Consider the following 19,467-nt stretch of genomic DNA (forward strand, 5'->3'; position numbering starts at 1 on the left):
ACGCCTTCCTCAAGGCGCATAAGCGGGCCAACCCCAGGCCCACCATTGCCGAATTACCCGATATATTCAGAAAATACGTGAGCGAATATTAATTTAGGCGACTCTAAATGGGTTTTCCCAGTCATGAGCAGCGACATGTAGCAAAAATAACACATAACAGCGGGACCGATGGGGGTGGGAGAATGCCGATCGGCTGCAACGAAAAAATGCCTTGGTTGGAGCGGCTAGGGCACTTTTTGAAAAAAACCGCATAATGGTCCCGAAAGTTGCCTGGGCCGAGACGGTGGCGCTGTTGCCGAACGGGGATGCCGGACGCGGACTATAACGGATGTAGCCTCCGATAACTGCCGATAACGCGTCAATGGAGTGCTGCCCATCCAGTCACAAGAATAAGGGCAAGCGTAACCAGCGCTCCCGAAACGTACAGAACCGTCCTGACACTGCCTCCCTTTGCGGCGTTTCCGCCACGTAGGTAGATTCCCAGATGAATCAGGCGTATCGCCAGGTGCAGCCCCACAAGCGTCGCCAATGTGGTCGGTCCAACACCAACCATCATCGCCAGCACCGCGGGCACGACAAAGGGCGCCAGCGCCTCAACCGAGTTCATGTGGACGCGGTCGATCCTGTAGAGCGGGTTGTGGTCGTCCGCCGGGACTACCGGTCCTGAAAGCACCCCTGCAAATCCCTTGGACGAACCGGAATAGACTGCCAACACCACCGACAGCAAACAAAGCGTAAGCACGCCGAGGATGCTTAACCAATAGACTTCCATATTGTCTCTGCTCCTGGAATCTCAGTGGGCGATACGGTGCTTGCGAGTCATACCCCATGAACTGCAACGCGGTTGTCAGGCTGTCCGATGGTTGAACAAGTCGTGGAACCGTTGCAGGTAGAGCGGCCAGCCCTGATCGCTATCAACTGCACCCCTCACGCCTACCCAGCCTTCCCCATGGCGCTCGAAATGCCGGTGCTCGATCTCAACTCGGGTTCTGTTCTCGGTCTCGGCCGTGAACCGGACCTCCCATTCGCTCGTCTTGTTCGGGTCGGTCTCGATCTGCCACCGAGGGCTGATGTCCCAGCTCAGAACCAGCCGGCTGGGCGGATCGTAGGCCAACACACGAGCCCAGCGGCACTCGCTGCCATCCACACCTCGGTCGTAAATGTGCCCTCCGACCCGGGGTTCGAAGATCGTTTCTGCGATCGGAACGGCAAGAAGATTGTGCTCTCGAGGTTTGAATCTCCCGAAATCCTCGGTGAAAACCTTGAAGGCACGCGCAATGGATGCCTCGACAACGACGAAATGCCTTACGGGCGCGAGTGCAGGGTCCTTACTCATGCTTGGTCCTTTTTTGGATACTCGACGGCTAATTTGTAGCCCGCCAGGGTCTTGCTCCAGAACTGGTCGATTTCCGCGCGCAGGCCTGCCAGCCCATCCTGATCGATACGGTATATGCGTTCTTTGCCCGAGCGCGTGTCGGCCACAAGCCCGGCAGCCTTGAGTATCTTCAAGTGCTGAGAGACGGCCGGCCGGGTTACAGGCAGGGCACGAGCAAGTCCGCTGACCGAACAGGGCTGTTCGACCAGCAGTTCGAAGATCGTGCGCCTTGTCGGATCTCCGAGCGCTGTCCAGTAGTTCGCGTTAGTGGCCACTAACGCGAACTTAAATCGATGGCCGCGACCTGTCAATATCGGGAGGTCAACGATGCGTCGTCCAAGCCCCCGTCCGGCTCCGCGGGATTAAAGGAAACCATTCAGCGACCTGCGCCGTCTCGTGGCGTGAATCATGCGGCCGTCGCAGAGAGTGCCCGTTGCGCTTTGACGGTATCGGCATACCGAATTGCATTTTTTGAATTGGTCTTTGCCGACCTGCCTTGGCATTTATCGAGCAGTCAGTTGATGCTGGGATCGAGGATGGCCAAAGTGGCGCAAGTCTATTGCAATCGGCGTTACATGCCCGAAGACGAGGCGCGCATCGGTCTCTTCGATCGGGGGTTCCTCTTTGCAGACGCGGTCTACGAGGTGACCGCCGTGATGGGCGGCAGGCTGATAGACAATGATTTCCATCTCAATCGTCTCCAGCGGTCGCTTGCCGAGATATGTATTCCCATGCCCGTGACGCTGCCTGAGATAGAAGCCATTCAATTGGAACTGATCTCGCTCAACGGATTGGATGAAGGAACGGTCTATCTCCAGATTTCGCGCGGCGAAGCCAAGCGCAATTTCCTGTTTCCCGATGATCTTGAGCCGACCATGGTCGCCTTCACAAGCGCCCGCAAACTCGTAGGAACCAAGGCTCAGGCCGAAGGCGTCGCCGTCGACCTGGCGCCTGATCCGCGCTGGGCGCGGCGCGACATAAAGACTGTCATGCTGCTGGGGCAGGTTCTGGCAAAGCATGCTGCAAGCGAGAAAGGCTTCGATGATGTCTGGTTTGTCGAGGGTGGACAGGTGACCGAGGGCGCATCGGCGACGGCTTTCATCGTTACGCACGACGGCCGTGTCATTACTCGCGCCAATTCTCAAGCCATCCTGCCCGGCTGTACGCGGCGAGCAGTGGCGCGTCTATGTGAAGACCAGGGCATTTTGTTTGAAGAGCGTGCGTTCTCGCCAGAGGAGGCGTTTTCGGCGGCGGAAGCGTTCCTGACCTCCGCCTCCAGCCTGGTCACCCCCGTCATCCGTATTGCCGGCCACAGGATCGGAAACGGCCAACCTGGTCCATTGACACGCCGCCTGCAGGAAATTTACGTCCAGACAGCTTTTGCAGAGATGAACGGGCATGCGGCCGGAAGAGCGGCCCTTGCTTGATGAGTGGGATGTGAAAATGGGCGCGGCACGGCGTTTAGGCCTTTGCATGGGGCGGCTGCCGCCCGGCCCGAACAATGCGATCACGGACGTGCCGGGTGTCCTGGTCGGCCATAAGACGATCATCGCCGACGGACTTGCGACAGGCGTCACCGCCGTCTTGCCCCATGGCGGCGACCTGTTCAGATCCAAGGTCAGGGCGGCGGTCGATATCATCAACGGTTTCGGCAAGTCCGTCGGGCTCATGCAATTGTCCGAACTGTGCACGATCGAAACGCCGATCCTTCTGACCAACACGTTCTCGGTCGCACCATGTGCGGAGGCGCTGATCAAGCGTGCCATTGCCGCCAACCCGGAGATCGGGCGCAAGACCAGCACGGTCAACCCCGTCGTTTGCGAATGCAACGACGGCGGCATCAATGATATTCAGGCAATGGCGGTCACCCGGCATGACGCCGAAGCGGCGCTGGATGCCGCGAGCGCCGGTCCGGTCGAACAGGGCAGCATCGGCGCCGGCACCGGAATGACGTCGTTTGGCTTCAAGGCGGGTATCGGCAGCGCGTCCAGGTCTGTCGAGATCGGGTCTCGCGCCTTCACGCTTGGCGCTCTGGTGTTGTCCAACTTCGGCAGGGCAGGGGATCTTGTCCTCCCGGATGGCCGCAGAGCCGATCCCAAAGGGCTCGGCGAGCCTGAAAGCGGGTCGATCATCATCATTCTCGGCACGGATATTCCTCTTGACGACCGGCAATTGAACCGTGCCGCCAGCCGGGCCGGCGCCGGCATTGCCCGCCTCGGTTCGTATTGGGGACACGGCAGTGGCGATATCGCCATCGCCTTCACGACCGCCGATCCTCTGCCGCACGTCTCGCCTTCACCGTTCATTTCGATTTCGCGTGTCGATGACAGATACATCGACCTCGTTTTCGAAGCGGTTGTGGAAACCACGGTCGAGGCCGTTCTGAACGCCCTGTGCGCCGCGCAAGGCGTGGTTGGACGAAATAGACGCAGGATTCCGGCGTTGACCGACTGGCTGAAGGAGCCCCTTTGAGCATGAAGATTTTCATTTCGGCCGATATCGAAGGCACCGCGGGCATTCAATCCTGGGACGAGGCGGAAAGAACGCATGCCGACCACAGGGAATTCCGCGAACTGATGACCGGGGAGGTCCTGGCCGCCTGCGAAGGAGCGCGAGCCGCTGGCGCCACCGAAATCATGATCAAGGATGCGCATGACAGCGGGCGCAACCTTATTCTCGAACGCATGCCGCCTTTCGCGCGCATCGTGAGGGGCTGGTCGGGACATCCGGACGCAATGATGTTCGGGATCGATGAAAGCTTCGATGCCGCGCTTTATGCCGGCTACCATTCCAAGGCCGGCGTCGAGGACAACCCGCTTGCACACACATCGACATTGCGAATATCGCGGCTGATCCTGAATGGCGAAACAGCGTCCGAATTCACATTGAATGCGTTGTGCGCCGCGCGCTATGGCGTGCGCTCGGTATTTCTTTCCGGCGACGAAGGCATTTGCGCCGACGCCAGAGCCCTCGTCCCGGGGATAGCCACTGTCGAAACCCTCAAAGGCATCGGCGCGGCCACCATCTCCCTGGCGCCTGCGGCGGCGCGCGGCGCAATATGCGAGGGCGTTGAAAGGGCGTTGCGCGACAGGGCGCGGCAAGCTTTGCCGTCAATGCCGGAAAGGGTCGAGATCATCATCGAATTCAGCAACCCCGTCGATGCCTATCGCGCCTCCTGGTATCCCGGAGTGCGCCGGCACGGGCCACGTGCCGTCGCCTTTGCATCGAACGACTATTTCGAGGTGCTGCGCGCCTTCCGCTTCATGAAGAGCTGAAGGTCGCCGTGCCCGCGGCTGGCGCGGCGGGCTTCAACGTTTGCGCCAGCGCCTTGGATGATTGCCAAAGAGCCTCTACCATGGTGCTTCGCGTCTTCTCCGAGCTGCGATACAATCGTATCTCGAGATCGAGCGTCCATGTGCTGTCATTCGAACAGATGACAAGGGCTCCATTGGAGATGTCGTTCTCGACGAGGCTTTCTGGCAGCCAGCAGATGCCCGCGCCGGTCAGCGCAAGTTCCTTGAGTCCGGCGCTTATTGTGCTTTCATGCACTGTCTGACGCCGGAACGGCGAGTGCTTCGAGAACAGTTTTCCGAGGGCGACACCAAAGAAAGAGCTGTAACCATAGCCCAGATAGGGCAAAGCTCGCTTTGCCGTTTCCGGACTGTCCAGAATGCCCGCCGCGGGCACGGTCGACTTGTCGAAGCGCAGTTCCGGCGCCGCGACCGGGATGAGCCGATCCGATCCGATAGCCAGATGAGAAAACTTGTCGCGATCCAGGTGAAACGGCACTTCACGGTGCGCATAGGTCAGGAAGAAGTCGGTTTCGCCATCGGTCAGTGCAGCCAGATTCGCCTCGATGCCACCCCTGTCAGCCATGAAGGATGTGCCGAAGGTGCGAGTGTTCCGCTGCACCTCCCGCAGCCAAACCGGAAAGAACGTGATGGTCAATGTGTGAAGGGCCGCAAAGCGTACAAGCCCCTGTTCCGCAGGCGGGCGCAGAGACTCGCGCACCGAATAGAACATCCTGATGGCGTCTTGCGCCATCGGAAGAAAATTGCGTCCGGCCGATGTCAGTTCGGCCGGCATGGTGGCACGACTGATGAGCGGTGCTCCGAGCCACGTCTCAAGCTGCTTGATGCGCCGACTGAAGGCCGACTGGGTGACATTGCGGATTTCGGCTGCCCGCGAAAAGCTCGAGGTTTCTGCAAGCGTCACGAAATCTTCGAGCCATTTGATTTCCACGCGGCCTCTCCTCCACTGCGTTCGAGCATTGATCCAGCCGCAATGGGAGCATATTTCATTATAATTGCAATGTTATGCAAATTTTGCATGCTTGATTGCGAAAACCGAATTGGCCTTGTGATCGCCGACGCCCCAACGTCTGCAAAACGAAAAAGCTGGCAACTGGAGCCGGTGGCAGGGGAACGTGACGTCGAGCGCGGGAGAAGAATCTGACCGCACACGAAACGGAATGCCACTCAAAGTCAAATCTATGTCGGCGACGTCCGTGAACGCCGGGGAGAAGAAAAGGCAGCATGAATTCGCAGAACCAAGCCGATCTCGTTTTGCATGGCGGCAAGATTTGGACCGGTTACGGAAATCCGATCGCGGAGGCGATTGCGGTCTTGGGCAACCAAGTCGTGGCCAGTGGCTCCAACGCCGATATCAAGCCCCTGATCGGAAAGGGCACGAGGGTCGTGGATCTGGCCGGGCGCTTCGCAATGCCCGGTTTGAACGATGCGCACCTGCATCTGATCTCGACGGGGCTCCTGCGTGGCAAGGTCGATGCGACGCCCGATGCCGCGCCGACCCGCGGCGCGCTGATGGCTGCGTTGCAGGCACGGGCCGCCGAAACGCCCAAAGGCGCATGGGTGACCGCGCGCGGTTTTGACCAGACCCGATATCCGGACGCACTGATGCCGACCGTGAAGGAGCTGGACGCCGCCCTGCCGGATCATCCCGTTTCGGTCACGCGCGCCTGCGGCCATGTCACTGTCGTGAATTCGCTGGCGCTGGCGCTGGCGGGAATCGATATCGACACGCCCGATCCGGATGGTGGCGTCATTGGGCGCGAGGCCGGGCAACTGACCGGAATGCTGGCTGAGAACGCCCAGAACCTCGTCTACGACGTCCAGCCGACACCCTCTTTCGCCGAGATACTCGATGCTATCGAAGCGGGGGGCCGTGACCTCCTGCGGTTCGGCATGACGTCCTGCATGGACGCGGCCACTGGCCAGATCGACGGTATGACCGAGATCGAGGCTTATCATGAGGCCGAGCGCAGCGGCCGGCTCCCGGTACGGGTCTGGGCAACACTTCTGGGCGACCCCGGTTCGTCCATCGTCGAGCCTTGCCATGCCGCGGGTCTCGTTACCGGGGTCGGCAGCGACATGTTCCGCATAGGCGGCGTAAAGATATTCACGGACGGCTCGGCCGGCGGACGCACGGCCTGGATGCGCCAGCCATATATTGACCAGCCTGACAATTTCGGTGTCCGGATGCTGCCAGACGCTCAATTGTTCGAACTGGTCGACCGCTACACCGCAATGGGCTACACCATGGTCTGCCATGGCATTGGCGATGCCGCCATCGACCAGCTCGTGCGCGCTTATGAACGTGTGCGCGCCGCCAGGCCGGATCACAAGCACCGGCACCGGATCGAGCATTGCGGCTATGCCGATGATGCCATCAATCAGCGGATGTTGAAGGCAGGCATCCTGCCTGCGCCGCAGCAGGCCTTCATCTATGATTTCGGCGACGCCTACGTCTCTGTTCTCGGGCCGGAGCGCGGGTTGCGCTCCTATCCGATCGGAACCTGGGATCGCCTCGGCATGAAGCCGTCCACCGGCAGCGACTCGCCGGTCTGTTCGCCCAATCCCTTCCCGGACCTCTACGCCATGCTGACGCGCAAGACGCACAAGGGCACGGTAATGGACGCTTCCGAGATACTGACGCCCGAGCAGGCGTTGCGCGCCTATACCGAACATGGTGCCTACTCCCAGGGCGCGGAAATGGTGAAGGGCCGGCTGGAGCCTGGAATGCTCGCGGACATCGCCGTGTTCTCCAACGACCTCCTGACGGCCACACCGGAGACAATCCTGCGTGAAACGCGCTGTGAGATGACAATTCTGGATGGGCGCATCGTCCATGAAGGAAGTTGAGGCGGAATGCCGGCTGGGCCCGTCTCTGACAGGAAATCACCAACGAACCACAGGGAGGAATTGAGGGATGTTGAACAGACTTGGCTTGATCGCGGCGCTTGCGCTTGGAACGGCGACCGCCGCGCTGGCGCAGGACGCCACACCGAAGGATGGGGGGAAATTGGTGTTCACCGCGCCCTATGGCAACTCCATCACATCGCTGGACATCACGGCGACACCGCATACGCAAGACGAGATCGTGGCCAAAGCGATCAACCGCTCCCTCTACAAATGGAACCCGGAAAGCGGCAAGCCTGAGCTCGACCTCGCCGAAACGGTAGAGAAGTCGGCGGATGGCAAGACCTATACCTACAAGCTCCGGGAAGCGACCTTTCACAATGGCGACAAGCTCGACGCCGATGACGTGATCTGGTCCTACAACCGTCTGGCCGATCCCAAGAAGGCCCTGCCGGGCGCCGAGCAGATGTTGCAGATCGCCGGCGTCGCCGAATTTCAGGCAGGCAAGGCCGATCATATTTCCGGGTTGAAGAAGATCGACGACAGGACCATCGAAATCACCTTCATCAACCTGGCCGATCCGGGCTGGAACCTGATGTCCAACTATGCGCCGATCTACTCCAAGGACTATCCGGAGGATCAGCTCGCCTCCAAGCCGAACGGCCTTGGCCCGTTCAAGCTCGCCAACTACGTCGCGGGCTCGAAGGTCGAACTGGAGAAGTTCGACGGCTACTATGAGAAGGGCAAGCCGCATCTCGACAAGCTCGACATCATGCTGATGGGCGAAGCTTCGGCTCGCGACGTCGCCTTCCGCAACGCGGAGATCGATACCAACGTTCTCGGCCCTGTGCAGTATGAGGCCTACAGCCAGGATCCGGCGCTGAAGGATCACATCCTTGAGGTGGCCGAAGTCTACACCCGCAATATCGGCTTCAATCCGAAGGTCGAGGCATTCAAGGACAAGCGCGTCCGGCAGGCGATCAATTATGCGATCAACAAGGACCTGATTGTCGAGAAGCTCTTGAAGAACAAGGCTTATCCCGCGGTCTCCTGGCTGCCGATTTCATCGCCGGCCTTCGACAAGGACGCCAAGCCCTATGCCTATGATCCGGAAAAGGCCAAGGAACTGCTGAAGGAGGCAGGGTTCGAGACCGGTCTGAAGTTCTCGGTCACCGCGACCTCGAACGAAAGCTGGGGCCTGCCGATCGTCGAGGCGATCATCCCGATGCTGGCCAAGGTGGGTGTCACCGTGACGACCGACCCGGTGGAAAGCTCGGTCCTGTCCGACAAGATCCTGTCCGACAATTTTGATGCCTTTATCTGGTCGAACTCGTCGGGCCCGGATCCGCTGAAATATCTGAACTGCTTCTATTCGAAGACATCGCAAACCGCCTGCAACTACGTCAAGTTCAACAATGCCGACTTCGACAAGCTGATCGAGCAGGCAGGCAACGAAACCGATCCGGCCAAACAGAACGATCTTCTGAGGCAAGCCAACAACCTGCTGCAGGACGAGGCTCCGGTCTGGTTCTTCAATTACAACAAGGCCGTCATGGCCTACCAGCCATGGGTCCACGGGCTGAAGCCGAACGGCGCGGAACTGGCTATCCAGGATTACGAGGACATCTGGATCGACGACAGCGCACCCGCGTCACGCAAGTAGCGCGATGGCATGGCTGGCGGGCGGGACCGGTTTGTACGGCCCCGCCCACCGCATGGCGCCCACTCCTCGCCCGCCGCATGGCGCCCAGTTGTTGAAAGGCAGGATTCGCGGATGTCGCGCTTCATCTTTCGTCGCACGCTGCAGATGATCCCGACCCTGCTGGCGGTCGTGCTGATCATTTTCGTGATATTCAGCGTCGTCCCCGGCAGCTTCATATCGAGCCTGATGTCGGAGGGGCGCAACGCCACGAATGCCGATGTGATGGCGCATCTGAACGAGCAGTTCGGGCTGGACAAGCCTCTGCCGGTCCGCCTGTGGGACTATCTGTGGGGGCTGGCGCATTTCGACCTTGGAATTTCCTACCGCACCCGCGAACCGGTGTGGAACGTGATCGAGCCGCGGCTCTGGCCTTCGATCAAACTGGCGCTGGCGGCGATGGGCTTTGCCGCGGCAGTCGGTATTCCTCTGGGATTTCTGGCCGCGCTGAAGCCCGGCAGCGTTTTGGACACCGGCACGATGATGCTGGCGGTTTCCGGCCTGTCGGTTCCCGAATTCTGGCTAGGCTTGCTGCTAATGTACGTCTTTGCGCTGCAGCTCGGTCTGCTGCCGAGCTTCGGCTACCAGCCCGGCGGCATCCGCTACATCATATTGCCTGCCATCGCGCTCGGCGTATCGCCGATGGCGCTCTTGGCGCGAACCACCCGCGCTGGCGTTCTGGACGTGATGAACGCGGATTTCGTGCGAACGGCGCGAGCCAAAGGGTTGACCGAACCGCGTCTGGTGCGCAGTCACGTCACCCGCAACGTGCTGGTGTTGATCCTGACCACGCTTGGCCTTCAGATCGGTTCGCTGATGGGGCAGGCGATCGTGATCGAGAAACTGTTTTCCTGGCCAGGGATCGGGTCGCTTCTGGTCGACAGCGTGTCGGCACGCGACATTCCCGTGGTTCAGGGTACGGTCATCGTGATCGTGTTGTGGTTCCTTGTCATCAACATGCTGGTCGATATCGCCTATGCCATGATCGACCCGCGCATCAAGGTGGCCTGATCCATGCGGTTGCGTTTCAATTTCGCCCTTGGCCTGGCGCTGGCGTTGCTCGTGGTCGCCGCAGCGGTCAGCGCCGGCTGGATTGCCCCGTACAACCCGATATTCGACGCCGACCTGATGAATTCTGAAATGCCGCCGAGCTGGGACCATCTTTTGGGCACGGACGGGCAGGGTCGCGACGTCTTTTCCCGTATCCTCTACGGCGCCAGGGTGTCGCTGACCGTCGGCCTCGTTTCGCAGTTGATCAACTCGTGCATCGGCATGGCACTTGGGGTTTCGGCCGGTTATTTCGGAGGCTGGTGGGACGACCTGGTGAACGGGCTGACCAACGTCATGCTGGCGATCCCATCCCTGGTGTTCGCGCTCGCCATCATGGCGGTGTTGGGACCCGGCTTGCCAAGCCTCCTGATCGCATTGGGCCTGACCAACTGGTCCTGGACCTGCCGCATCGCCCGCAGCTCCACCTTGTCGCTCAAGAATCAGGGCTTCGTGCAGGCCGCCAGGGCGGCCGGCTTCAGCGACGCCAATATCATGCGCACGCAGATACTGCCGAATATCGTCGGTCCGGTGCTGGTCATCGCGACGCTTGGCATCGGCGGCGCGGTTCTGGCGGAAGCTGCACTGTCTTTCCTCGGCGTCGGCATCCGGCCGCCGCAGCCGAGCTGGGGCAACATGCTGACCGATGCGCGCGAACTGATCCGCACCGCCCCCTGGGCCTCGCTGTTCCCCGGCCTCGCAATCTTCGCCACGGTCCTTGGCTTCAATCTGCTCGGTGACGGGCTGCGCGACATGCTGGATCCGCATATGAGGATCAGGCAGGCATGAGCGGCGTTCTTCCCGATCCTGTTCTGTCCATCCGCGACTTGCGCATCGGCGTCGGCAAGCGGAACGAAATCCTTCACGGCGTGTCTTTCGATATCCTGCCTGGGGAAACTTACGGACTTGTCGGCGAATCTGGTTCGGGCAAAAGCATCACCGGCCTTTCGGTGATGGGGTTGCTTAAGCGCCCGCTGGAGGTGACCGGCGGCTCGATCTTCTTCCGGAGCCAGGACGTGTTGAAGCTTGGCGGCCGTGCCAGGCGCCGTCTGCGCGGCGACCGTATGGCGATGGTGTTTCAAGAGCCCATGACGGCGCTCAATCCGCTGATGGCGATTGGCCGTCAGATCGCGGAAATGTTCGTCGTTCACAGGGGCTTCGGGTGGTCGGATGCGCGCAGGAAAGCCGTCGAGGCGCTGGAAAGCGTTCGTGTGCCGGCGCCCGAGGAACGCGCCCTGTCCTACCCTCATCAACTGTCGGGAGGGATGCGCCAGCGCGTCATGGTCGCCATTGCACTGGCCTGCCGTCCCGACCTGCTGATTGCGGACGAGCCGACCACCGCACTTGATGTGACGGTCCAGGCAGGCGTCCTGGAATTGCTTGCCGAGCTTTGCACGGCTGAAGGAACGGCCGTGCTGCTGGTCAGTCACGATTTGGGCGTGATCGCCAATATGTGCCGGCGCGTCGGGGTCATGGACCGGGGGCGGCTCGTCGAGGAGCAGGACACCAAGGCTCTGTTCGAAAATCCGCTGCATCCCTATACCCGAGGCCTGCTCGCGGCACGCCCTCGCCTGGGGTCGCGAACGCTGGTTGGACGCGCCCGCCTGACCGAACTGGACCAGGTCGTGGGCAGCGAGGAGCGTGGACGCGACGCACCGACGCTGACCACGCCGCGCGGCCTTGGTCTGGAGGCGACCGCATGAACCAGCCTCTTCTGGAAATCCGCGACCTCAACGTCCATTTCCCGCTGCCGCGTCGCTCGCTGTTGGGGCCAAAGCGGACGCTTCGTGCCGTTCAGGGCGTGAATCTGACCCTGAACGACGGAGAGTGCCTGTCCATCGTCGGTGAATCCGGCTGCGGAAAATCCACCACCGCGCTGACCGTGATGGGTCTGCAGGAGCCGACTTCGGGAAGAATCCTGTTCCAGGGCAAGCCGTTGACAGGCCCTGGCGCTCCCGCCCGCAAGGAGCGCGCGCGCATCGCTCAGATGGTGTTTCAGGACCCGTATGCGTCGCTGAATCCGCGCCAGACCATCGGCCGCATGCTGTCCTCGCAGCTTTCCCTGCATGGAATTGCCAAGGGAAGCGAGGCCAGCCACCGCGTCGCCGAGATGCTGACCCGCGTCGGCCTGACGCCCGATCACGCCGACCGTTATCCGCATGAATTCTCCGGTGGGCAGCGCCAGCGGATCGGCATCGCGCGGGCGTTGATGCTTGATCCGAAGATCCTGGTGCTGGACGAGCCGGTGTCGGCATTGGACGTGTCCATCCAGGCGCAGATCATCAACCTGCTGATGGACCTGCAGGAAACGCTGGGCTTGAGCTACATCATGATCTCCCACGATCTGAGCGTGGTCGAGCATGTCAGCGACAGGGTTGCCGTCATGTATTTCGGCCGCGTGGTGGAAGAGGGTGACTGGCATTCGATTTTTAGTCGCCCGACGCATCCCTACACGCGTCGCCTGATCGGTTCGGTTCCCGATCCCGACGCGATCCTGACCGGGGCACGCACCTTGCCGGATGCCGCCTTCGTTCCAGACGCCGCCCGCTTTTCGCCCGACATTTCGCGCCGTCCGGATCCCGACGAAGAACACGAGCCAAGCGAGCTTGTCGAGATCGGCCGCGGTCATCGCGTCCGCCTCGCGCAATAGGAATTGCCGATGACCTTCACCGTCCTTACCTGCGAATTCATGCACGAGAGCAATACGTTCTCGCGCTTCCGCACCGACTTGCCGCAGTTTCAGGTGGACACGCTTCTCCTTGGCGACGAAGCGATCCGCGCCCGCCGCAACGCCAACACCGAACTTGCTGGGTTCATGGATGTGGCGGAACCGGCGGGCTGGAACGTGATCCACGCGATTTCGGCACATGCCGTGCCCGGGGGGCGGGTGACGAAAGCCGCCTATGACCACATCGCCGGTATTATCCTGGAGGCAGCGCGTTCGAACAAGGGCCGCCTCGATGGAGTGCTTCTTGGACTTCATGGCTCGATGGTGCCGGAGTTTTGCCATGACGGTGAAGGGTATCTGCTGGGCCTTCTGCGGGCCGAACTTGGAGCGGACATTCCTGTTGCGGTAACGCTCGACCTTCATGCGATGGTGTCCGAAGACATGGTTCGGGACGCGCAGATCCTTGTTTCCTACAAGACCTATCCGCATGTGGACATGCGCAAAATCGGCGCGCATGCCGCCCGTATCCTGGATCGCGCAATGAAAGGTGAAATCGCGCCCCGGACTGTCAGGGCGCATGTGCCGATGCTGGACGAAGCGAATTCCGGCCGCACCGACATTCCCGAGACGCTGGCCCTTTATGACCGCGCCCGCGAGGCCGAGGCCGAGGGCTTGCTCGCGGTTTCCGTCAATGCAGCCTTCACGGGCGCCGACGTGTCCTGCGTCGGTCCCACCGTGCTCGCAACCTATGACAGCCGTGATCCCGGCGCCAAGCCAGCCGCCATGCGTGTGACAGAGGAACTTGCGGACAGGATCTGGCAGGGCCGGACCAAGAAGCGCAATGTTTTCATCGAGGTCGACGAGGCTGCTGCCGAGGCGCATGCCTGGCGCGGCGACAAACCGCTTGTTATCGCCGATTACGCCGACAATCCCGGCGCCGGTTCCTACGGCGACTCGACCGCGCTGTTGAAGGGCCTGCTTGATGCGGGAGTAAAGGGTGCGGTACTCGCGCCGATGATCGATCCTCAAGCGGCAAATGAATTGCACCGTCACCGGCAAGGCGAAACCGTGACGGTGACGATTGGCGGCAAGGGCGACGCCAACTTCGGCGGCGGCCCGCTGACGGTGACGGGTGTGCTGACTAGGCTTTCGGACGGCGCCTATGTCGGCGACGGACCGATTCAGGGCGGGCTCACCCATAGTTTCGGCCCCACCGCCGTAATCGACGTCGACGGGATCGAAGTCCTGGTCGTTTCAGAAGCGCAGCAGATGGTCGACCTTCAGCAATTGCGCGCTTTCGGGATAGAACCGACGGCTCGCCGCGTGTTGGTCCTGAAATCGATGCAGCATTTCCGGGCGGCATTCGAGCCGATATCGGGCAAGGTCATCGTCTGCGATGCAGGCGCGCTGGCAACGCCGCGGGCAGAGCGGCGCCCCTATATCCACGCGCCGCGCCCGCTCTGGCCGCTCGACAAGGATTTCGAGCGCTTCGTTCGTCCCTTGGTCGACACATTCTAAATTACCAAAGCGGGCCAGTGCAGACGGCCCCTTCCTGGATGCGAATGCTGACAGCGAGCGCACTCTTCGCAGGCCCTGCGTGGCGACGGCGGTGCGATCGATCATCGACCGTCAAGTCACAGACATCGCCGATACGCTTCAGCTCATCTATTCGCTCCGGCCTGCGGGCCTGCCCGGGCCGTTCTTCGAGGCTCGGAAAACGGCGGCGTCCGCGCTGCATCGTGACGCGCGCCGTCCCGGTGCCAGAAGTCGAGAACGGCTGCGGTGATAGCCTCTGGCGCGTCCTCCTGAACAAGATGCTTCGCATCCGGTACGACAATGAATGGAGCGTTTGGGATGCGCCGCGCGAGTTCTTCACCATCTTTCAACGGGATAAATTCATCCTCGGCGCCCCAAAGAATGCTCACGGGGCAGCGGATTTCACCGTAGCGGTCCTCGACCTCTTCGCTGTACTTGTCGTCCATCTGCGCCACCTGGCGCCAGAACGCCTTCTTGCCCTCCTCGCTAAGCCAAGGCTGGAGGTAAAGCCGCATCTCCTCTTCGCGCAATTTGTGCTTCGCTGCGGCACCGATATACGCGCGCAGGACGGCTTCATGGATATAGGCTGGTAGACCGGCAAAAACGTCTTGGTGCACCTTGGCCGCCTGCACCAGCGCGGATCCCTGCGGGCTGATTGCGACAGGATCGATCAGCATCAGGCTGCTGTAGTCGATGCCGTCCATGAGATGGGCGCGCAGCGCGGCAGACCCGCCAAAGTCATGCGCGACGACGTCCGGGCGCTCTATACCCCAGTGCTTTACCAGCGCCGCGAAAAGTCCATTCTGAAGACCATGCAGGACGTCGGCGTCCGGCTTGTCGGACTGCCCGAAACCCAGCAAATCATAATAGAAAACCCGACGGTGCCGCGCGAGCCACGGTGCAATTCGCCGCCACACTAGCGAGGAAAATGGCGAGCCGTGCAGGAGGATCGCAGCCTGTCCCTCGCCGAGCGTGCCCCAGGCGATCGCATGACCGCGGTAGATGAAGCGTTCAGGCAGAGTCCAGTTCGCAATCATCTCGTCCTCCGTATCCAGAGACTTGTCGAGGAATCCGACAGGAAGCGGGTCGGACCGAAACTCTCAGCCATGGTGCGATGGTGCGAATTCCGGCCCTGGACAATCTCTCGGCGACAGAAACCCAGGTGGTAGCGTCGTCAGGCCAGCCGTGCAGCAGCAAAGCCGCTGTGTCATGCTTCGCGCCTTCCTCCAGAAAGGCGATGTCGAGCATTTGTGGCCGCGGTTGACGGCATGATGAAGCGCGCGTGGGTCTGCATCCCTGCCCAACGAGGACGGCGCGATCGGGTTCCTTTGGCATGCGACCATCAGGCCGCTCTTGTCGACCTCCGTCCGAGGCAGCCCGTTCACGGAAAGCCTTCCCCTATCCGAGCCGGACTTGCTTCATGATCCTATTCCTCAGATGACCCCGCCATTCGCTCGGACGATCTGGCCGTTGATCCAGCCGCTGTCCGGTCCAACCAGCAGGGAGACGACGCGCGCGATGTCGTCGACCTCGCCCAGACGGCCGAGCGGGTTCATCTGTTTGATACGATCGAGCGTAGCCTGATCCTTGCCTTCGAGAAAAAGCTCGGTGGCCACCGGCCCCGGCGCAACCGCGTTGACCGTGATGGCGCGGGATCCCAACTCCTTCGCCAGAATGTGGGTGAGCGCTTCGACCGCGGCCTTGGTGGCCGCATAAACGCCATAGGTCGGCTGGTAGAGTCCGACGACGCTGGTCGAGAAGTTCACGATGCGGCCGCCGTCGCGCAGGCGCCTCGCCGCCTCGCGAAGGCCGTTGAACGTGCCCTTGAGATTGATCGCGATGGTCTGATCGAAGGTCGCATCATCAAATTGAGCGACCGGCGCGAGCTTCATGATGCCGGCATTGTTCACCAGCACGTCGACGCCGCCATGGGCCGCTTCGGCGGAATCGAACATCCGTCTCACGGCTTGGGGGTCGCTGACATCGGCCTGGAAGGAGGTGGCCCGACCGCCGGCCTTTTCGATCTCGTCCACCAGCTTGGCGGCCGCTTTGGCGCTGCCTGCATAGTTGACGACGACCGTGAGGCCGTCGCTCGCCAGCCGGCGGGCGATGGCCGCTCCAATGCCACGAGACGCTCCCGTGACGATCGCAACTTTGTTCGTTGAGGTGGTCATTGTCGTTGTTCCTTTGCCGTGTTGTTGCCGACATCAATCCTTCGCTCGATATTCCTGCGGGATCACGAAGACCTCGTCGGCGCGGGCGTAACCGCCGTCCTTGACCTCCTCGATCAGGACCATGGTATGCGGCCGAGCGGCCTCGGAGAAATATTCCACGAGCATCGTCGTGGTTCGATGGATGATCTCTTCTTTCTGGGCCCGGCTCAACGCCGCCTCGGGGACCTTGAAATTGACGAAGGGCATGATCTTCACTCCCGTTGGTTGATTGATCTGACGACTTGAATGGTTTGAAAGTAGCCGTTTTTAAAACCAGCACTAGAAGGCCGATTTCAACATCACCATTTCAAAAACCATAACAATCAACTACGAGATGGTCATGGATCGCATCGACGTCATGCGGCTCTTCGTCAGGATAGTCGAGCGTGGGAGCTTTGCTCAGGCCGCGCGGGACCTGCAGGTTCCGCGGCCCACCGCCACCCATGCGATTCAGCGCCTGGAAGCGGATCTCGGCGTTCGGCTCCTCGAACGGACAACCCGAAATGTGAGGCCGACGCTCGATGGCGCACTCTACCATGAACGCTGCATCCGGCTCCTTGCGGACCTGGATGAGGTGGAGAGCGTCTTCAGGAATGCTGAACCCAAGGGTCCGCTTCGTGTGGATATGCAGGGGACCATCGCGCGGTTTTTCGTCATGCCCGCCTTGCCCGAGTTCATCACGCGCTATCCCGGCATCTCGCTCAGCCTCAGCGAAGGCGACCGGATGGTCGACCTCATCACTGAAGGCGTCGATTGCGTCGTGCGAGCCGGCGAGCTGTCCGACTCGTCTCTGATCGGTCGCCGAATAACCGCATTCGAGCAACTCACCCTGGCGAGCCCAGCCTATCTTGAACGTTACGGCGTCCCTTCGACACCGGATGATCTCGGCGGCCATCACATGGTTGCCTATACCGCCTCCGCGACAGGGCAGCCGTACCCGCTGGAATTCGAGATGGACGGCGCGGCAAGGGAGGTTCCACTACCCTACGATATCGTCGTCCGGGGCGCCGAAATCTACACGGCCTCCGGCGTCGCCGGGCTCGGGTTGATACAGGTCCCGCGTTATCGCGTAGAGCATCAGATCGCCGCCGGACAGTTGGTTCCGGTACTGGAAACTTTTCCACCCCCGCCGATACCCGTATCCGTGCTCTATCCCCAGAGCCGCCATCTGTCTTCGCGGATCAGGGTGTTCATCGATTGGCTGGCGGACGTCTTTCGCGCCCCTCGCGGCGCTGCCGGGAGTTCCTCTCAGAAGGGCTCGGTCGAGATGCCAAACTGAAGCAGTTCATCCCGGAAACGCCGAACGGATACGCCACGCTTCGGCACGCCGTCTCATCGCCCGTCCCTATGCATGAATGTGAGATGCTTCTGGTGCATTCTCAGGCGAAGGCGTCTGGCGAGCAGAAGCGCCAGACCAAGCGCAAATACGATGCCGCCCGCCACCAGCGCCTGGGCCGCCAGAACCAGCACCGTCTGCTCTGTCGTCGAGCCTGCCCGCATCTGGCGCACATCGGCTGCCGTGACGCTGACTTGCGGGTTTCCGAAGCGCGCTGTCACATAGTTTGCAAGGGCCGCCACCTGGCCGTCGTCCAGCCAGCCGTCAAAGGCCGCCATCGATTTGCGGCCCGCGACGCCGCCTGCCTTGACGCCTTCAAGGATGGTCATGACGACATTCTCAGGCGAGGTTACGCCGAGAGTGCTGTTGTTGGTCAGTGATGGATAGGTGCCATCCGCCGATCCGCCTCCATTCAGGCCATGACATCCCGAGCAGAGCGACCGGTAGAGATCGTCGCCCACCGCGACCCCGCTGCCCTCCACGCTGGTCTTCGTCCCGGCATCGCGGGCGGCTGCGGGCGGATTGGTCCACGCGAAGCGCGGCCGCTTCTCGTCTCCCGATTGGGCGGGCACGGTCCTGAGATAGGCGACGATGGCATGAATGTCGTCGTCCGAAAGATATTGCAGACTGTTCATGACCGTTTCCGCCATCGGACCGCCCGCATATGCCTTTCCAGGCATGGCGCCGGTCTTGAGAAACCGAAACAGCTCCTCATCGCTCCAGCCGCCTATGCCCGCGATCTTGTCGCCGCTGATGTTGAACGCCTGCCAGATACCGGCGCTGCCGCCGGCAAGCTTGCGATCTTCATCCATGCCGAACGTCGTATTCCTTGGAGTGTGGCAGGCGCCGCAGTGGCCAAGCACCTCCACCAGGTAGGCGCCCCTGTTCCATGCGCCGGTTCGGCTTGGATCTGGTCCGAAGCCGCCGGCGTGGAGGTTGGCAAGTTTCCACAACCAGAGCGTCCAGCGCTGGTTAAATGGAAAGGGCAGTATGTTTGGCGGCGGCGGCTGAGAAATCGGCGCGGTCGTGAGCAGGTAGGCTCGGATCGCGAGCACATCCTCGCGGTTCATCCCGACGAAGCTGTCATATGGCATGGCGGGATAGAGATCGGCCCCGTCGCGTCTGACGCCTTTCTGCACGGCTCGCACGAATTCGTCGGCGGAATAGCGCCCGATGCCTGTGTCGAGGTCCGGTGTGATGTTGGTGGAATAGACATCGCCGAACGGCGTCGGCACCCGATAGCCTCCGGCGAAAGGCCGGCTCGGATTGGACGTGTGGCAGCCGACGCAATCGGCGGCTCGGGCAAGATATTCGCCTTTCTGGATCTCGTTCGCCCGCAGCGGCGTGCCAGGCGCCAGCGACGCCATGACGGCCGCGACTACACGTAGGAGAACGGCGAGGAACGGAACGCTCGCAGCAGGCCACCGCAAACACT

The 19,467-nt window shown here is 61.4% G+C and carries 19 protein-coding genes; 11 read left to right on the forward strand and 8 right to left on the reverse strand.

What is annotated here, in order from left to right; translation table 11 throughout:
- Window positions 1–358: 358 nt before the first annotated feature.
- From FJ951_RS11850 to FJ951_RS11860, 3 genes are all read right to left on the reverse strand, one after another.
- A complete protein-coding gene (locus FJ951_RS11850) occupies window positions 359–772 on the reverse strand; it encodes an MAPEG family protein (protein WP_140515177.1) in 414 nt (137 codons plus the stop codon).
- A gap of 75 nt (window positions 773–847) precedes the next feature.
- A complete protein-coding gene (locus FJ951_RS11855) occupies window positions 848–1,336 on the reverse strand; it encodes an SRPBCC family protein (protein ID WP_140515178.1) in 489 nt (162 codons plus the stop codon).
- Window positions 1,333–1,650 (reverse strand): metalloregulator ArsR/SmtB family transcription factor, encoded by a 318-nt coding sequence (locus FJ951_RS11860; protein ID WP_210239498.1) that lies wholly within the window; start codon window positions 1,648–1,650, stop codon window positions 1,333–1,335. Before FJ951_RS11860 ends, FJ951_RS11855 begins: the two co-directional genes overlap by 4 nt.
- 261 nt (window positions 1,651–1,911) lie before the next feature.
- On the opposite strand from FJ951_RS11860, the gene FJ951_RS11865 reads away from it, so the two are divergent.
- Genes FJ951_RS11865 through FJ951_RS11875 form a run of 3 tightly spaced genes read left to right on the forward strand, consistent with a single transcriptional unit; the run spans window position 1,912 to window position 4,650 of the window.
- The gene (locus FJ951_RS11865; protein WP_140498074.1) at window positions 1,912–2,802 is read left to right on the forward strand and encodes a D-amino-acid transaminase; all 891 of its coding nucleotides are present in this window, start codon (window positions 1,912–1,914) and stop codon (window positions 2,800–2,802) included.
- 16 nt (window positions 2,803–2,818) lie between these two features.
- Window positions 2,819–3,847: a P1 family peptidase gene (locus FJ951_RS11870; RefSeq protein WP_140515179.1), complete on the forward strand. Its 1,029-nt coding sequence runs from the start codon at window positions 2,819–2,821 to the stop codon at window positions 3,845–3,847.
- Between the two features lie 2 nt (window positions 3,848–3,849).
- Window positions 3,850–4,650, forward strand: a complete 801-nt coding sequence (locus FJ951_RS11875) for a M55 family metallopeptidase (RefSeq protein WP_140515180.1) — start codon at window positions 3,850–3,852, stop codon at window positions 4,648–4,650.
- Here the strand turns inward: FJ951_RS11875 and FJ951_RS11880 are convergent.
- Window positions 4,637–5,617 (reverse strand): LysR family transcriptional regulator, encoded by a 981-nt coding sequence (locus FJ951_RS11880; protein ID WP_140497338.1) that lies wholly within the window; start codon window positions 5,615–5,617, stop codon window positions 4,637–4,639. The two genes, FJ951_RS11875 and FJ951_RS11880, sit on opposite strands and share 14 nt — an antisense overlap.
- 293 nt (window positions 5,618–5,910) lie before the next feature.
- Between FJ951_RS11880 and FJ951_RS11885 the strand changes: the two genes are divergently transcribed.
- From FJ951_RS11885 to FJ951_RS11915, 7 genes are all read left to right on the forward strand, one after another.
- A complete protein-coding gene (locus FJ951_RS11885) occupies window positions 5,911–7,536 on the forward strand; it encodes an amidohydrolase (protein WP_140515181.1) in 1,626 nt (541 codons plus the stop codon).
- A gap of 67 nt (window positions 7,537–7,603) precedes the next feature.
- A complete protein-coding gene (locus tag FJ951_RS11890) occupies window positions 7,604–9,196 on the forward strand; it encodes an ABC transporter substrate-binding protein (protein ID WP_140515182.1) in 1,593 nt (530 codons plus the stop codon).
- Window positions 9,197–9,307: 111 nt separating this feature from the next.
- On the forward strand, window positions 9,308–10,243 hold the full coding sequence (locus FJ951_RS11895) for an ABC transporter permease (RefSeq protein WP_140497345.1): 936 nt from the start codon (window positions 9,308–9,310) through the stop codon (window positions 10,241–10,243).
- Between the two features lie 3 nt (window positions 10,244–10,246).
- Window positions 10,247–11,068, forward strand: coding sequence for an ABC transporter permease (locus FJ951_RS11900; RefSeq protein ID WP_140497347.1), 822 nt, complete (start codon window positions 10,247–10,249; stop codon window positions 11,066–11,068).
- Window positions 11,065–11,982 carry an ABC transporter ATP-binding protein gene (locus tag FJ951_RS11905; protein WP_140515183.1) on the forward strand — a complete coding sequence of 306 codons (918 nt, stop codon included), beginning with the start codon at window positions 11,065–11,067 and terminating at the stop codon, window positions 11,980–11,982. Before FJ951_RS11900 ends, FJ951_RS11905 begins: the two co-directional genes overlap by 4 nt.
- The gene (locus FJ951_RS11910) at window positions 11,979–12,929 is read left to right on the forward strand and encodes an ATP-binding cassette domain-containing protein (protein ID WP_140515184.1); all 951 of its coding nucleotides are present in this window, start codon (window positions 11,979–11,981) and stop codon (window positions 12,927–12,929) included. Before FJ951_RS11905 ends, FJ951_RS11910 begins: the two co-directional genes overlap by 4 nt.
- Window positions 12,930–12,938: 9 nt before the next feature.
- On the forward strand, window positions 12,939–14,465 hold the full coding sequence (locus FJ951_RS11915) for a M81 family metallopeptidase (RefSeq protein WP_140515185.1): 1,527 nt from the start codon (window positions 12,939–12,941) through the stop codon (window positions 14,463–14,465).
- Window positions 14,466–14,608: 143 nt separating this feature from the next.
- Here the strand turns inward: FJ951_RS11915 and FJ951_RS11920 are convergent, their stop codons facing one another.
- The 3 genes from FJ951_RS11920 to FJ951_RS11930 all read right to left on the reverse strand — a co-directional run bounded on the left by FJ951_RS11920 (window position 14,609) and on the right by FJ951_RS11930 (window position 16,903).
- A complete protein-coding gene (locus FJ951_RS11920; protein ID WP_140515186.1) occupies window positions 14,609–15,520 on the reverse strand; it encodes an alpha/beta hydrolase in 912 nt (303 codons plus the stop codon).
- A 396-nt stretch (window positions 15,521–15,916) separates the two neighbouring features.
- Window positions 15,917–16,657: an SDR family oxidoreductase gene (locus tag FJ951_RS11925; protein WP_140515187.1), complete on the reverse strand. Its 741-nt coding sequence runs from the start codon at window positions 16,655–16,657 to the stop codon at window positions 15,917–15,919.
- A 33-nt stretch (window positions 16,658–16,690) separates the two neighbouring features.
- Complete coding sequence (locus tag FJ951_RS11930; protein WP_140515188.1) at window positions 16,691–16,903, reverse strand: 4-oxalocrotonate tautomerase family protein; 213 nt, start codon at window positions 16,901–16,903, stop codon at window positions 16,691–16,693.
- Window positions 16,904–17,036: 133 nt separating this feature from the next.
- On the opposite strand from FJ951_RS11930, the gene FJ951_RS11935 reads away from it, so the two are divergent.
- A complete protein-coding gene (locus tag FJ951_RS11935; protein WP_140515189.1) occupies window positions 17,037–17,975 on the forward strand; it encodes a LysR family transcriptional regulator in 939 nt (312 codons plus the stop codon).
- A 53-nt stretch (window positions 17,976–18,028) separates the two neighbouring features.
- Here the strand turns inward: FJ951_RS11935 and FJ951_RS11940 are convergent, their stop codons facing one another.
- On the reverse strand, window positions 18,029–19,399 hold the full coding sequence (locus FJ951_RS11940) for a cytochrome c (protein WP_140515190.1): 1,371 nt from the start codon (window positions 19,397–19,399) through the stop codon (window positions 18,029–18,031).
- Window positions 19,400–19,467: the final 68 nt, after the last annotated feature.

The organism is Mesorhizobium sp. B2-2-3, from assembly GCF_006442405.1.
Lineage (GTDB): Bacteria > Pseudomonadota > Alphaproteobacteria > Rhizobiales > Rhizobiaceae > Mesorhizobium.

Excerpts from the sequence above, each read along its gene's own strand:
- FJ951_RS11850 (WP_140515177.1), bottom strand. The coding sequence starts at position 772 with ATGGAAGTCTATTGGTTAAGCATCCTCGGCGTGCTTACGCTTTGTTTG.
- FJ951_RS11855 (WP_140515178.1), bottom strand. The coding sequence starts at position 1,336 with ATGAGTAAGGACCCTGCACTCGCGCCCGTAAGGCATTTCGTCGTTGTC.
- FJ951_RS11865 (WP_140498074.1), top strand. The coding sequence starts at position 1,912 with ATGGCCAAAGTGGCGCAAGTCTATTGCAATCGGCGTTACATGCCCGAA.
- FJ951_RS11870 (WP_140515179.1), top strand. The coding sequence starts at position 2,819 with ATGGGCGCGGCACGGCGTTTAGGCCTTTGCATGGGGCGGCTGCCGCCC.
- FJ951_RS11875 (WP_140515180.1), top strand. The coding sequence starts at position 3,850 with ATGAAGATTTTCATTTCGGCCGATATCGAAGGCACCGCGGGCATTCAA.
- FJ951_RS11885 (WP_140515181.1), top strand. The coding sequence starts at position 5,911 with ATGAATTCGCAGAACCAAGCCGATCTCGTTTTGCATGGCGGCAAGATT.
- FJ951_RS11890 (WP_140515182.1), top strand. The coding sequence starts at position 7,604 with ATGTTGAACAGACTTGGCTTGATCGCGGCGCTTGCGCTTGGAACGGCG.
- FJ951_RS11895 (WP_140497345.1), top strand. The coding sequence starts at position 9,308 with ATGTCGCGCTTCATCTTTCGTCGCACGCTGCAGATGATCCCGACCCTG.
- FJ951_RS11900 (WP_140497347.1), top strand. The coding sequence starts at position 10,247 with ATGCGGTTGCGTTTCAATTTCGCCCTTGGCCTGGCGCTGGCGTTGCTC.
- FJ951_RS11905 (WP_140515183.1), top strand. The coding sequence starts at position 11,065 with ATGAGCGGCGTTCTTCCCGATCCTGTTCTGTCCATCCGCGACTTGCGC.
- FJ951_RS11910 (WP_140515184.1), top strand. The coding sequence starts at position 11,979 with ATGAACCAGCCTCTTCTGGAAATCCGCGACCTCAACGTCCATTTCCCG.
- FJ951_RS11915 (WP_140515185.1), top strand. The coding sequence starts at position 12,939 with ATGACCTTCACCGTCCTTACCTGCGAATTCATGCACGAGAGCAATACG.
- FJ951_RS11920 (WP_140515186.1), bottom strand. The coding sequence starts at position 15,520 with ATGATTGCGAACTGGACTCTGCCTGAACGCTTCATCTACCGCGGTCAT.
- FJ951_RS11925 (WP_140515187.1), bottom strand. The coding sequence starts at position 16,657 with ATGACCACCTCAACGAACAAAGTTGCGATCGTCACGGGAGCGTCTCGT.
- FJ951_RS11930 (WP_140515188.1), bottom strand. The coding sequence starts at position 16,903 with ATGCCCTTCGTCAATTTCAAGGTCCCCGAGGCGGCGTTGAGCCGGGCC.
- FJ951_RS11935 (WP_140515189.1), top strand. The coding sequence starts at position 17,037 with ATGGATCGCATCGACGTCATGCGGCTCTTCGTCAGGATAGTCGAGCGT.
- FJ951_RS11940 (WP_140515190.1), bottom strand. The coding sequence starts at position 19,399 with ATGGCGTCGCTGGCGCCTGGCACGCCGCTGCGGGCGAACGAGATCCAG.